Annotated in this window: 14 protein-coding genes; 10 read left to right on the top strand and 4 right to left on the bottom strand. The window is 71.3% G+C overall.

All coding sequences use genetic code 11. The features are described 5' to 3' along the window. Positions 1 to 183: 183 nt before the first annotated feature. The 5 genes from MJ797_RS23010 to MJ797_RS22990 all read left to right on the top strand — a co-directional run bounded on the left by MJ797_RS23010 (position 184) and on the right by MJ797_RS22990 (position 6977). Positions 184 to 1167 (top strand): PrgI family protein, encoded by a 984-nt coding sequence (locus tag MJ797_RS23010; RefSeq protein WP_239341122.1) that lies wholly within the window; start codon positions 184 to 186, stop codon positions 1165 to 1167. Further along, positions 1164 to 3086, top strand: a complete 1923-nt coding sequence (locus MJ797_RS23005) for a VirB4 family type IV secretion system protein (RefSeq protein WP_239341120.1) — start codon at positions 1164 to 1166, stop codon at positions 3084 to 3086. Before MJ797_RS23010 ends, MJ797_RS23005 begins: the two co-directional genes overlap by 4 nt. Positions 3087 to 3163: 77 nt before the next feature. Continuing rightward, on the top strand, positions 3164 to 4495 hold the full coding sequence (locus MJ797_RS23000) for a hypothetical protein (RefSeq protein ID WP_239341118.1): 1332 nt from the start codon (positions 3164 to 3166) through the stop codon (positions 4493 to 4495). After that, complete coding sequence (locus tag MJ797_RS22995) at positions 4447 to 5691, top strand: type IV secretory system conjugative DNA transfer family protein (protein ID WP_239341116.1); 1245 nt, start codon at positions 4447 to 4449, stop codon at positions 5689 to 5691. The genes MJ797_RS23000 and MJ797_RS22995 overlap by 49 nt, the downstream gene beginning before the upstream one ends. Next, on the top strand, positions 5688 to 6977 hold the full coding sequence (locus MJ797_RS22990) for a replication-relaxation family protein (protein ID WP_239341113.1): 1290 nt from the start codon (positions 5688 to 5690) through the stop codon (positions 6975 to 6977). The genes MJ797_RS22995 and MJ797_RS22990 overlap by 4 nt, the downstream gene beginning before the upstream one ends. On the opposite strand, the gene MJ797_RS22985 is transcribed toward MJ797_RS22990, so the two are convergent. Then, complete coding sequence (locus MJ797_RS22985) at positions 6934 to 7335, bottom strand: VOC family protein (RefSeq protein ID WP_239341111.1); 402 nt, start codon at positions 7333 to 7335, stop codon at positions 6934 to 6936. The genes MJ797_RS22990 and MJ797_RS22985 overlap by 44 nt on opposite strands. A gap of 327 nt (positions 7336 to 7662) precedes the next feature. Continuing rightward, positions 7663 to 8010, bottom strand: a complete 348-nt coding sequence (locus MJ797_RS22980) for a C40 family peptidase (RefSeq protein WP_239341109.1) — start codon at positions 8008 to 8010, stop codon at positions 7663 to 7665. Positions 8011 to 8301: 291 nt separating this feature from the next. Here MJ797_RS22980 and MJ797_RS22975 point away from each other — a divergent pair, with 291 nt between their 5' ends. From MJ797_RS22975 to MJ797_RS22960, 4 genes are all read left to right on the top strand, one after another. Continuing rightward, entirely contained in the window at positions 8302 to 8724 is a 423-nt protein-coding gene (locus MJ797_RS22975; RefSeq protein ID WP_239341107.1) for a hypothetical protein, read from the top strand. A gap of 839 nt (positions 8725 to 9563) precedes the next feature. Then, positions 9564 to 9992, top strand: coding sequence for a hypothetical protein (locus MJ797_RS22970; protein ID WP_239341105.1), 429 nt, complete (start codon positions 9564 to 9566; stop codon positions 9990 to 9992). Between the two features lie 10 nt (positions 9993 to 10002). Continuing rightward, a complete protein-coding gene (locus MJ797_RS22965) occupies positions 10003 to 10296 on the top strand; it encodes a hypothetical protein (protein WP_239341103.1) in 294 nt (97 codons plus the stop codon). 41 nt (positions 10297 to 10337) lie between these two features. Then, positions 10338 to 10616 (top strand): hypothetical protein, encoded by a 279-nt coding sequence (locus tag MJ797_RS22960; protein WP_239341101.1) that lies wholly within the window; start codon positions 10338 to 10340, stop codon positions 10614 to 10616. Positions 10617 to 10644: 28 nt separating this feature from the next. On the opposite strand, the gene MJ797_RS22955 is transcribed toward MJ797_RS22960, so the two are convergent. Together MJ797_RS22955 and MJ797_RS22950 are read right to left on the bottom strand one after the other, a co-directional pair. Then, on the bottom strand, positions 10645 to 10956 hold the full coding sequence (locus tag MJ797_RS22955) for a hypothetical protein (RefSeq protein ID WP_239341099.1): 312 nt from the start codon (positions 10954 to 10956) through the stop codon (positions 10645 to 10647). A 218-nt stretch (positions 10957 to 11174) separates the two neighbouring features. Further along, on the bottom strand, positions 11175 to 12263 hold the full coding sequence (locus tag MJ797_RS22950; RefSeq protein ID WP_239341097.1) for a MarR family transcriptional regulator: 1089 nt from the start codon (positions 12261 to 12263) through the stop codon (positions 11175 to 11177). A 316-nt stretch (positions 12264 to 12579) separates the two neighbouring features. Between MJ797_RS22950 and MJ797_RS22945 the strand changes: the two genes are divergently transcribed. Continuing rightward, the gene (locus MJ797_RS22945; RefSeq protein WP_239341095.1) at positions 12580 to 13314 is read left to right on the top strand and encodes a hypothetical protein; all 735 of its coding nucleotides are present in this window, start codon (positions 12580 to 12582) and stop codon (positions 13312 to 13314) included. The last annotated feature ends 156 nt before the right edge of the window (positions 13315 to 13470 follow it).

Raw genomic sequence — 13470 nt, 5'->3', positions numbered from 1 at the left:
TGACACCCCCGCATCCACGTCTGACACACCAGTTTCACCGGCGTCTTTTCCCCGGACTTCCCTACTCGCGGCCCGTCCGGTTCCGCCACAGTCCCGTCCGGCCGGATGTCCGGTCGGCCCGCTGCTGTCCGGCGCGGCGCGCACGGCCTGTCGTCTTTCCATCCGTCGTGTTGTGGAGGTGTCATGCCTGCCGTCCATCCTTCTACCCCGGCCAGCTCTGCCGACCGGGTCCGGATTCCAGCGGATGTGGACCGGCCGGACCGGATCCTGGCCGGTCTGACCGCCCACCAGCTGGCGCTGCTGGTCCCGACCGTGCTGGCGGTCGCGGTCCTGTACCGGGCGGCCTCCCCGTATCTGCCGCTGCCGCTGGTCGCCGCTCTGGGCATCCCGCTGCTGGCCGCCGGGGCCGCGCTCGCGCTCGGCCAACGCGGCGGCCTGCCGTTGGACCGGTACGTCACCGCCGCGCTGGCCCACCGCCGCGCCCCCCACGTTCACCTACCCGCACCCGAGGGGCTACCCGCCCAGGCGGGCTGGCTGCCCGGCCTCGACGCCACCCGGCGGAACTCGCCGGTGGCGGCCCGGCCGCTGGCCCACACCGTGGACGCGGCCGGAGTGGTGGATCTAGGCGCGGACGGTCTCGCGGTGATCGCCGAGGTCGACGGGGTCCACTTCACCCTCGGTACGGACAGCGACCGGCAAGCCCAGGTCACCGCGTTCGCCCGGATGCTCAACGCGCTGTCCGGGCCGGTACAGATCACGGTACGGGCCGCGCCGGTCCGTCTCACCCCGCACATCACCCGGATCCGCGGCCAAGCCCCCGCGTTGCCGCACCCGGCGCTGCGGGCCGCCGCCGTCGACCACGCCGCTTTCCTCGACGGTCTCGCCGCGCGGCGAACCCTGCTGGCCCGCCAGATCCTGCTCACCGCCCGCGAACCCCTACCGGCGGGAAGCCGGGGCCGTGACGCCGCGGCCGGCCGGGCGCTGCGGCGGATCGCGGACGCCGCCGGTCTGCTCGCGACCGCCGGGCTGAGGGTGCGAGTGCTGGACGCGGACGCGGTCACCGCGCTGCTCGCCGCCGCCGCCCACCCCGGCGGCCCACCTCCACCCGCCGGGGTGACCGCCACCGGCACCATCACCACCGCGCCTTCTACCGGGGGTGGGCGATGAACCGCCGCCCGTCCCGCCTACGCCATCTGGGCCGGGCGTCCCGGTCGGGACCGGGGTTGCCGACGGTCGGCGGGCCGGTGTTGCTGACCCCGCCCGGCCTCCAGGTCACCGCCCGCCACCTGGAGATCGGGGATGTGTATACGGCCACGGTGACGGTGATCGGCTACCCGCGGGAGGTCGGCCCGGGATGGTTGGAGCCGTTGCTGGCCCACCCCGGCCGGGTGGACGTCGCCGTGCACGTGGAACCGATCCCCCCGCCGGTGGCAGCGGTGCGGCTGCGCCGGCAGCTGGGCCGGCTGGAATCCGGCCGGCGCGCCGAGGCCACCGCCGGCCGGCTCGCCGACCCGGAACTGGATGCCGCCGCCCACGACGCCGCCGACCTGGCCGGCCGGCTCGCCCGCGGCGAGTCCCGGCTGTTCGCCCTCGGCCTGTACGTGACGGTCTACGCCGACAGCGCCGACGAGCTGGCAGAGGAACGCGCCCGGGTCACCGCGCTGGCGCACAGCCTGCTGCTGTCCGTCCAACCGGCGACCTTCCGGGCGGTACAGGGCTGGGCGACCAGCCTCCCGCTCGGGGTGGATCTACTCCGGCTGCGGCGCACGTTCGACACCCAGGCGCTCGCCGCGGCGTTCCCGTTCTCCACCCCGGACCTACCCGTGCCGGACGTGGAGCGACCGGGCGCCGGCCCCGTCGTCTACGGCGCGAACCTGCACTCGGCCGGACTGGTCGTGCACGACCGGTGGGCCATGCCGAACTACAACTCGGTGACGCTGGCCGCCTCCGGCGCCGGCAAGAGCTACCTGACCAAGCTCGACGTGCTGCGATCCCTGTACCAGGGGGTCCAGGTCGCCGTCGTTGACCCGGAAGACGAGTACGCCCAGCTGTCCGCCGCGGCCGGCGGCACCCGTCTGGCGCTCGGCGCGCCCGGCGTCCACCTCAACCCGCTCGACCTGCCCGCTCACGCCCGCCACGACCCGGACCTGCGCACCCGCCGGGCACTGTTCTGCCACACCCTGCTCGCCACCCTCCTCGGCGGCCGGGACGATCAGGACAGCCGGGGTGGGCTGGATGCGGCCGGGCGGGCGGCGGTGGACCGGGCAATCCTGGCCGCCTACCGGGCGGCCGGGATCAGCGCGGACCCCGCGACCTGGGACCGGCCCGCCCCGCTGCTCAAAGACGTGGCCGGCGCACTCGCCACCGACGCGGAGGACCCAGCCGGGCCGGCGCTGGCCGGCCGCCTCGCCCCGTTCACCACCGGCAGCCACCGGACGCTGTTCGACGGTCCCACCTCCACCAGCCCCCAGGGTCATCTCATCGTCTTCTCCCTCCGCCAGCTCCCCGACGAGCTGCGCCCGGCCGGCACCCTGCTCACCCTGGACGCGATCTGGCGGCAGGTCGCCGACCCCGCCCACCGCCGGCGGCGGATGGTCGTGGTCGACGAGGCATGGATGCTCATGGCGCATCCGGCGGGCGCCCGCTTCCTGTTCCAACTCGCCAAAGCGGCCCGCAAACACTGGACCGGCCTGGCCGTGGTCACCCAGGACGCCGCCGACCTGCTGGGCTCCGACCTGGGCCGGGCGGTCGTCGCCAACGCCGCGACCCAGATCCTGCTGCGTCAGGACCCCACCGCCATCACCGACATCCGCGCCACCTTCCACCTCAGTGCGGGAGAGGCCGCGCATCTCCTCACCGCCCGGCCCGGCGACGCCCTACTGATCACCGGGCCGGGTCGTCGGACCGCCTTTCATGCCAACGCCTCACGCCGGGAACACGCTCTGATCACGACCGACCCGGCCGAGGCCGCCCTGCCCGGCCTCGCCGGCACCAGCCCGGACTCCGGCCCTCCCGCCGACGACCCGGCGGAAGGCCTGTCCGCCGTCACCGCGCCGGCCCCGGCGCAGGACGCCGACCCCTGCTGACCCGCGCCCTGCGGCCCTTGCCCGCCCACCCAGCTCGTCACCCTCCCCCGTTCTTCCCCACGTTCCGGAGATCTCGCATGCCTTCACCCGCTCCGCTGCCACCACCCCCGCCTCCACCACTGGCCCCGGCTGTCGGGCCGGGAGTGCTCCCCGACCCGGCGCAGGTCGCCGTCGACCTCGCGCACCGCCTCACCGAGCTGGCAGCGGACTGGTGGCTGCCACTCGGTGTTCCCGCTGTCGTCCTGCTGACCACCGCGGTGCTGGCACGGGGGCGGATCCGCGCCGCCCGCCACCGGCACCTGGCCGACGGGGCACGCACCGTGGAGATCCTCAGCCCGCCCGAGGTCCACCCGGAAGCCGCCGCCGTCTTCTGGGGGCAGATGACCGGTCTGCTCCGCCCGCCGTGGCAGCGGCTGGTGCACGGCCAGCCGCATCTGGGCTGGGAATTGCTCGCCGGCCAGGCGGGCACGACCATCCGGCTGTGGGTACCCGGCCCGGTACCGCCCGGGATGGTGGAGCGGGCCGTGCAGGCCGCCTGGCCCGGCGCCCGTACCACTACCCGCCCCGCCACATCACCGCTGCCTCGCGGGGTGCTCGCGGTCGGTGGGCAGCTGCGGCTGGCCCGCCCCGACGTCCTACCGTTGCGGGCGGACCCGGGCGGGGACCCGGTGCGGGCGCTGCTCGCCGCTGTCTCCGAGCTGGACGACGACGAGACCGCGGTTGTGCAGATCCTGGCTCGGCCGGTCACCGGCCGCCGCCTCGCCCTGGCACGGCGCGCCGCGGCCCGCCAACGCGGTCAGTACGTCCCGAGCCCGTTCTCCCGCCTGCTGGACGCGGTGACCCCGCGCACCGGCCGGCGCCCCGACCCGGGCGCGGTGGTGCGCCGGGCGGGGCCGACCCCGCCGGAGGAATCCGCGGCGTCGCGGGCGATCGGCCTCAAAACCGTCCAACCCCGCTGGGAGGCGTCCTGTACCTACACGGCCGCCACCGCCAGCCAGCCGGGTGACCGGGCCGCCCGGCGCGCCGCGGTTGCCGCCCTGCGTGGCCGGGCGCATGCGATGGCCGCCACCTACCAGCTCTACGCCGGCCACAACTACCTGCGCCGCCTCACGCTGCCCGACCCGGCCGGGGTGCTCGCCGCCCGCCGGCTGCACCGCGGCGACCTGCTCGCCGTCGACGAACTCGCCGCCCTCGCCCACCTGCCCTATGACACCGCCGTACCCGGGCTCACCCGCGCCGGCGCCGCCGCTGTCGCACCACCAGCCGGCATCCCCCACAGCGGGGCGGACGTGAAAGTGATCGGGGACGCCGAGGCGGGCCGGCGCCGGCCGGTCGGGCTGACGGTCGCCATCACGTCCACATGCTCGGCGCCACCGGCTCCGGCAAATCCACCCTGCTCGCCAACATGATCCTCGATGATGCGACCGCCGGCCGCGGCCTGGTGGTCATCGACCCCAAGGGGGACCTGGTCAACGACCTGCTCGCCCGCCTGCCCGCCGGGACCGCTGAACGGGTCGTGGTCCTCGACCCGCAGGACACCGCGCCGCCACCGTGCCTGAACATTTTGGACGGCGACGACCCCGATCTCGCCACCGACCAGCTTGTCGGGATCTTCCGCCGGATCTGGGTGGACGCGTGGGGGCCGCGTACCGACGATCTGCTGCGCGCCGCCTGCCTCACCCTCCTCACCCGCAGAACCGCCCCCGGTAAGGGCCCCGGCCAGGGACCTGCCGTCGGGTCGGTGCCGACACTGCTCGACATCGTCTCGCTGCTCACCGACCCGACATTTCGCCGCCGGACCACCGCCGGGATCACCGACCCGGTTTTGGCCGGTTTCTGGACCTGGTACACCGACCTGTCCGACGGGGCCCGGTCCCAGGCCACCGGCCCCATCCTGAACAAGCTGCGCGCCCTGCTGCTGCGCCGATTCGTCCGCCAGGCGCTGGCCGCCGGCCCGTCGGCCATCAACCTCACCGACGTCCTCGACCGCGGCGGAATCCTGCTCGTACGCATCCCCAAGGGCCAGATCGGCGAGGACGCCTGCCAGATCCTCGGCTCGATCGTGCTGGCGAAAGTGTGGCAGACCGTACTCCAGCGGGCACGCCGCGCCCCCGAACGCCGTCCCGACGCCGCCTGCTACCTCGACGAATGCCAGAACTTCCTCACCCTGCCCGGCGCGGTCGAGGACATGCTCGCCGAGGCCCGCGGCTACCGGCTCTCGTTGACCCTGGCGCATCAGCACCTGCGCCAACTGCCCGGCGAGCTCGCCGACGCCCTGTCCACGAACGCCCGCACAAAAATCTTCTTCGCCTGCTCACCCACGGACGCCGCCGGCCTCGCCCGCCACGTCAGCCCCGTCCTGACCGACCACGACCTGGCCCGCCTGCCCGCCTACACCGCCGCGCTTCGCCTCATCGTCGACTCCGCGGACACCACCGCGTTCACCGTCCGGACCCGCCCGTTACCGGCGGCCGTCCCGGGCCGGGCGCAGACGTTGCGGGCCGCCGCCCGCCGACACACCGCCCCCACCGCCGGGAGCGGCACAGCTCCCAGCGGGGACCCCCGCACCCGTCCCGCCCCACCGGCCAGCGAAGGTCACCGGTGAGCGCCCGCACGCCCCGGCGGCGCCCACGGCGTCTGGGAGGCGGCGGGCCGCAGGCGGCACTGTGGGAGCTGGCCTGCCGGCTCACCGCCCGCGACCGGTGGCTGCTGGACATGCTCGCCGAACATCAGGTCCTCACCAGCGCCCAGATCACCCGGCTGTGTTTCGACGGGGAGCGCACCGCCCAGGTCCGCCTGACCACCCTGCACCAGCTGGGCGCACTCGACCGGGCACGGCCGTTCCACGGGCCCCGGATGGTCCCCTACCACTACACCCTCGGCCCGGCCGGCGCGCAGGTCCTCGCCGCCGGACGCGGGGTCAGCGTCCGGGAACTGGGCTACCGCCACGACAGGCTGCTCACCCTCGCCCACTCCACCCGCCTCGCCCACCTCGTCGGTTCCAACGGCCTGTTCGTCGCCTGGATCCACACCACCCGGGCGCTGCCCGCCGGCCGCGGGCTGACCGTCTGGTGGTCCGAGCAACGCGCCGCCACCGTCTGGGGGCAGTACACACGCCCCGACGGCTACGGCACCTGGCAGACCGCGGCCCGGCGGCTGGACTTCCACGTCGAGTACGACACCGGCAGCGAACCGCTGACCCGGGTGACCGGCAAACTGCCCGGCTACGCCCGGCTCGCGGCCGCCTCCGGCATCCCCAGCCCACTGCTGATCTGGCTGCCCAGCGCCGCCCGGGAAACCCACCTGCGCGCCCGGCTCACCGCACACCCGGTACACGGCCCGGTCCCCGTCATCACCGCCACCCCCGACCCGCTGGCCGCACCCCGCACCCCGCACCCCAGGACATGCCGCCGACCTGGCCCCAGCCGGCCCGGTCTGGCTACCCCTCCACGACACCCACCGGCTCAGCCTCGACGATCTCACCGACCGTTACGGCACTCCGATCCCCCCGGGAAACGCGCAGCCGCCCGGCGGAGGCGACGCGCCGTCTCCCCGCCCACCCCGCCCGCACTCCGACCAGCCATGATCAGCCGAATCGCCCCCACAGCCTTCGCCGCCTACGGGGTCGATGGGGACGGGGACGGCAGGGCCGATATCACCAACCCGGTCGACGCCGTCTACTCGACGGCCTGCTACCTGTATGTCTCCGGCGCCCACAACAGCGTCGATCTTCCCAGGGGGCTGTCGGAAGATTTCCCGATAACTACCAAAACGGGGCCTTCACCTGCGGAAACGGCCCGCTGGCGCTGGGTGTTACACCGTTGCTCGGGCACTCCCCGGCGCTGCCTCAGACCGCCGTCGGCTGGTGGTGGCTGCCGTACGGACGGGTGATGATTTCCATACCATGCCCCGCGGGATCCATGAAGTACACGCCCCGGCCACCGTGGTTTCGGTTGATCTCCCCAGGCTGATTCAGGTGAGGATCGGCGTAGTAGCGGATCCCGGCCGCCTGGATTCGGTCGAGGGTGTCGTTGAACTCCCCGTCGGAGATGAGGAAGGCGTAGTGCTGCATCACGATCGATTCCGCCGGAATCGTTGCGAAGTCCAGAGTGACTCCGTTGCTGGTGGAGACCGGTATGAACGGACCCCATTCGGTCCCGACCTCAAGACCGAGGATGTGCGCTAGAAACTCGGCAGACTCCCGGTTGTCCCGCGCGTGGATGATAGTGTGGTTCAACTCGACTGACATGTGTGGAATGCCTCCGTAAGGCAATCTCACGGGCACCTCCATGCCTCACCCAACCGGTGACCGACACGCGATGCCGTCCCATCATCCTACGGATCGGACGGCCACGCCGGGAGCCTGCGGAGGCCCTCATGAAGGTCGGGCCGGACGCGCACGCACTCGACCTGGCTTCGCCTCGTGCGACGCTCCTCGCCAACGGGCTGGGGCATCGCCGACACGTTGATCGAGTCCGCCATGCGCGGGCCCGAGCATCCTTGCTCAAATAGATCATTTTCCTGCTACTCGGGTCATGATCGACTGTGGAACCAACCGCTCATCGAGCTGCGATCCCTACCCGGCGAGGCGGGTGGCGCCCAGGTAGATCTCGTTACCCCAGGCGGCGCCCACCGTGGTGGGAAACGCCTCAACCCGGACGGCTGCGCCGCGATGAGGCGCATCGACCATCACCGGCCGGCCGTCCCGGACTCCCAGATAGAGACCGACGTGGGTGACGTCGTCCGGCCCACCGCCGAAGAACACCAGGTCACCGGGCTGAAGTTCAGCGCCGGCCGGCAGACGGAGTCCGGCGTCGAACTGGGCCTGGGCCACCCGGGGCAGCCCGACTCTGGCTGCCCGGTAGGCGGCCCAGGTCAGCCCGGAGCAGTCGAATCCGACCCCGGGAGTTTCACCGCCCCACACACATACGGGGTGCCCACCTGGGAAAGCGCCCAGCTCGCGGCTACACCACCAGCGTCACCCCCGCCGGCGACAGCTGGCGTGGAAACCTGGCTATAGGACGCCGCCACGGCAAGAACCCGCGCAACATACGCCCTGGTCGCCTCCGCCGCAGCGGGCATTATGCCGACGCTTCCTGTCCCCGTTCCCTTCCTTGACAGGAGTTCCCGATCCGGGGTCGGCATAACCAAAGGGCCGGCATAATGGCTGCTATGCCGACATCGGTATAGGCGGTATAATCATGATGACGTATATGTGGCGCGGGTCCTGACCATCACCGCCGCCTACACCACCCCCGATACATCCCCGGTAGGCGGCGGTGCCGGGGACGCCGCGCCGTCCCCGGCTGCCTTGGTTGCCGTCGACTACGCCGCCGCCCAACTCGGCCTGCCCTACCAGTGGGGCGCAGACGGACCGGCTCATGCAGAAGGTTTCGACCGCTCCAGGCTGACAAAGGCGGCACACCGGGAAATCGGCTGGGAAGGGAATTTGAATGGCGTGGACGGCGGTGACGGCAAACCGTGTGGATGGAATGGCCGTCGAGCTATCATGCCACCATCCGCGACGGAGCCGGCAGGAAACCGTGGGAACGGGAAATCCACCGGTGAGCGACGTGCTGTCGATGCGGAGAACCGGTCGAATCCACCCGGCCTCGTGGCGGGCATGGGACGACGGTGACCAGAGCATCAGCGGCGGAGGATCTGACACGCAGCCGATCGGTCAGACCAGCGGTAGGAAAACAGACCGAAAGACCCCCTCGTCAGGCCCCCGGAAGCACCCTCGGAACCCCCTCGCTCTCAGGAGCGAGGGGTCAAGCAACACGAAATGCCAGGTCAGCGGGCCGCACCCCCTCGGGAGACTGCCCAGACTCGCCGACCAGGCGTGCACAACACACGAACGGCGGGCCGGCGCCACCCCTACCGGGGCGGTCCCAACCCGCCACACGTGTGTTGTCCCCACCCGTCGGCTTACGCCTCTACAGGCGGAACCGTGTTCCCTGGCCCCGTCTGTAGAGGCGGCGGACGGGCCTTGCCCGGGACGGACGCGGCCCTGCCCCGGGCGAAAGGGCAGCATCTCGTCCGCCGCGCCGTGGCCGAAAGGCGCCTCACCCACGGCCGGCCCGCGCGCCGCGCGTTCCGTCCACCCGACCCCCTTTCCACGACACATTCTCCATGAAACACGATCAGAATAGCTCGACGCACACCCGTTCAGCAACCCAATTCACGAACGATTTTCATGACTCTTTCCGCCCGTTTTCCATTCGCGTATGCGCGCGTACCTCGCAACTGACAATCAGGCAAGATGCTTTCCATAACTCTTTAACGAATATTGTCAAAAGAGTCATGGAAAAGCGCTTCACGCCCCCGCGGAGTCGAGTTAGTGTGGTTCTACAACGCAATACGGACCACCCGAACGGAAAGCGCGAAACACATTCCCGTAAACGGGAAAATTGAAAGACGCGCAGTTATTCGGATGACTTTCGGTCCGCCACTCATGTCAAAGGAAAGGGGATTGTCATGTCCATACGGGATGTCATCAGGTACCGGCCGGTGGACCCAGCTGTCCGGGTCGAGATCAGCCCACGGCTCGCCGGGTGCTGGGTTGACGGGTCCGCCCTGTACAGCGGCAGCGAACTCGCTGCGGCAATCATCCAGGTAGCGATCGAGTTCGGTATGCCGGTCACCGAGGATGACCAGGAGATCCTCGACGCCTGGGCCGCGGTCCGCCCGGACGTAGGCGGTACCCGCCACGCCGACGACGACCTGTCGGAGGCGTTGTGGGCCAGCGCCTGCGAGGCCGTGGACTACCTCGACGGCCTGACCGACAACGCCTGCCACTTCGAGATCAGCGACGGACTGTTCCTCATCGACGAGGACGAGGACCTCGACTACCCCATCGACCTCGACGACCAGGGCACATCCACGCCCGTGATCTCTACCCTGTGAGGCCCCCGCCATGTATGACACCGACGCAACCCCCGACGGCCCGGACCTCCTCGACCTACTCCAGGAGACCGGGTTCACCCCCTGTGAGGAGCAGCCGGCCGGACGACCCGGCGCAGTCATGTTCGACCGAGACCGGCTCCGCATGATCCTCGACGACGGACACGTCGAGATCCACGTTTTCGGACCGGACCCGGCGCGGATCCTGCGCTGGTCGGTGACCTTCAGCCCCGCCACCCCACTTCTCGTGATCATCAATGTGCTCCACGGCGCCGGGGTGCCCGTGGCCGTCCCCGACATGCCCTGAGCCCACCACCCGGACCCAGAACCCCCGTCTGGAGGCCCGTCATGCCCCGCGACCGGATCGAGGTCTTCCCGCACCCGACCGACATCAGGACGATCCTTTCCGTTCTGCACACCGATGCCGAGGCGCCAGTCGTCCTGCCCACGCCCTATCTGGCACCGCACCACACCCCAGCCACGGTCGCTCGGGAACTGCGCGCCCTGCCGATGAACACCGACACCGACGTGATCGTCTTCGCGGACTACCGCTCCTGGGAAGCAGCCGCCCTCGCCCACGGTGACCAGCATCTGGTCGCGCAGATCCATCCCGGATCCGCGCGCTGACCCACCCCCGACCCCACCCGACATCGGATCACACCCCGAGGAGAGATTTCCCATGAGCGCCCAGGAATTGATCAACGTGCTCGGCATGTGCGACCCGGGCGCCGAGATCCGGATCGCGACCCAGCCCGGCTGGCCGTTGGAGTACCCCGTCCAGGCCGTCGCCCTCGGCGTGCCCGGCGCCCCGGCGGTCCGCCTCGTCGCCGGTGAGCAGCTCGGCTCGGCGGCACGACAGGGCTGGTGCAGTTCGTCGGTGACGTCCTGCCCGGTGATGATCAGCCGGGTGTGCGGGTGGGTACAGGAGCCGGTGACAGCCGGCGCTGGTCGCGCTGCTGGCCGGCACCGATGGGCGGTCCCGTCGGCGCCGGCCATATCCAAAACGTCGAGGCCGGGTGGCTCTGTTCGTCGTCTCTGGGGCACAGCAGCCGGCCAGCCCGGGTGTGGGCCGGCCAGCCCGGCCCACACGGTGACCGGCCCGCGATCGCGTACCGCCCCGCACCTGCCCGCCCGATTCGATCACGGACAGAGCCACCCGCGAGAGACATTCGGGATCAGCGGGCATCAGAGAAGTCCCTTCGACGGAAGAGACGGAACAAGGGACTGGGTGGTCGTCCCAGGCACCATCGCCTGCCCTGGCCTGGCGGTACCGGTCGGGCGCGAGCTGGCCGGTACCGCTGCCTGATAGCGGCGGGGCTTGTCGGTCACGAGCCGGGCCTCCCCGGACATCACAAGGTTGCCCAGGGCGTTGCCGATAGCGCCGGAGGACCGGGCCAGCTCGCGGGCAACCTCGGGGGCGGTGAACGCCACCTCCGCGTTGTCCCGCAGGAACCCGCCCACAATCCGGGTAAGCTCACCGGGCCGCATCCGGGGCTGCCCGTCACTGTTCGCCCGCGGCTCCGCCACCCGCCGGCCGCGGTCCCGCGCCGCCCGGCCCGGCTTCAGCGGGCAGCGCGCGCTCGGGCACACCTGGGCACACGCGGCGACCAGCCGCACCGCGTCCACGATCTGCGCCGCCAACTCGGCGGTGGCGTCACCGTCCGCCGCCGGATGCTCGTCCTCCTGTCCGCGTGCGGCAGCGCCGTCGGCCGTCTCTCCGTCCGCGACCGTCTCCGCACCGTCCCCGGCTGCCGCCGGCATCTCAACCCCCGCGGATGCGGCGGTACCGGCGTCCACCACCCCGGATGCCGTGTCCCAGGCGGGCGGCGCGTCATCGATGGCCGGCGGCTCCCCGTCGCCGTTTTCCGGGGCGGGGTCGCTGTCGCTGTCCGGAGCGGGCATCGCGTCCTCCGCGGCCGGCGGGCCCGCGTCGTCGCCGGTGCCGGTGCCGGTGAGCAGTGCCGCCGCTTCGTTGACGGCGATGTCCGGTGTGGTGACGGGTGCGGGCGTGTCGGCGGGTCCGGCGTGCGGCTCGACGGCGGCCCACCGATCGGGGGCGGTCGGGCCCCCGACCCGGTCATCCCGCCTGCGCTGCGCCTGACCGGCGGTCTCCAGAGTGGTCAACGCCGCGGCGACGCTGGAACGCGAGACCCCGGTCGCCCGGGCCAGATCGGCGACGGTGACGGGCCTGTCCGCGGCGGCCAGCGCGGCCCGCACGCTGTCCTTCGCGGATGTTTTCCGCTCCGCGGCGGGAATACCGGCGGTTGTCGTCATGGCGGCTGCTCCTATCGGCCGGTGCGCGGACTATTTCCGCGCCGGGGATTCAGAAGTACCTCCGAACCACCGGCTTCAGCCAGCCCCAGTCGAATGTGACACAGATCTCTTCGCCGATTTCATGACTCTTTTTCCAGAACGGTTGCCGCACCCGAAACAATCAAGTTATCTTCGCAGCCGTCCGGCCGCCATTCCCGCGCGATGGACGCCCGGACCCGGGTCACGATCAGCCCATCCCTGTATCAAATTGGATTACTGGACCGCCGCAGGAAGGTAGCAAAAGATGGCAGGTCCGCTGGTGGGACAGGACGCAGGAATGCGCGCAGAGCTGGTTTTCAGGCTGCTGGGTGACAGCCTTACCCAGGTAGGCGCCTTTCTCGTCCGGGTAGGGTTCACCGCAGCCCAGCCGACATGGCCGTCCGGGCCGCTCCCCGGTCCACACGCACACGACGCCGCCCGGATACAGGTCGCCGCCATTGCCCGGTGGCTCGAACACGGCGGCTGCGGTGTCCACCGGATGGAGGACGAACTACACGCCTTCTGCGCGCGGGCATGGCTTGACCTGTCCACACACGCCCTCTACCACCTGGACGGACACCCCGACGTCGGTCCGGACGTGCTGGCCCGCGACAGCCGCCGGATCAACGGCTTCATCGCTTTCTGGTCAACGCCCCACGTCCTGCCGGGCGGTCTGACCGTCGACTACCGCCGTCCCCGCCGCCTGCAACCCCCGCCACGACAGGAAGGTGACTCCACCATGCCCACCCCGAGCCCCGCCACCAACGGCGGCGAGCAACCGAAGATCGACACTAGCGGTCCCATCATGACCGATGAGCTTGTCGACGTTCTCCTCCACGCCGGATTCACCCGCGCCGACCCGCCTGTCACGTTCACCACCGAATGGGTCACCGTCACCATCGACCACACTCGACATATCACCGTCACCCGCCACGCTCTGGCACAGACCCTGTGGAAGGCCCGTTTCTCCCCGAGCGCCCCGCAGGTCCTCCTCGTTTCGGCACTGCGGGTCGCCGGCATCACCATTCCCTGACCGGCACCGACCCGCAATCGGTTCTTCTCCGACCCCACCGGTGCACGCCAGCACCATCCCTTACGGGCCGCACTTTCCCGCGGGTGGATATCCGGAAAGGCGAGATGGGCGAGCTCGCCCCCGCAAGAGCGGCGTCCGGCGGGGTCGCGGTAGGGA

Source organism: Protofrankia sp. CiP3 (genome assembly GCF_917627345.1).
GTDB lineage: Bacteria > Actinomycetota > Actinomycetes > Frankiales > Frankiaceae > Protofrankia.
This window is presented reverse-complemented; position numbering and strand designations above follow the sequence as displayed.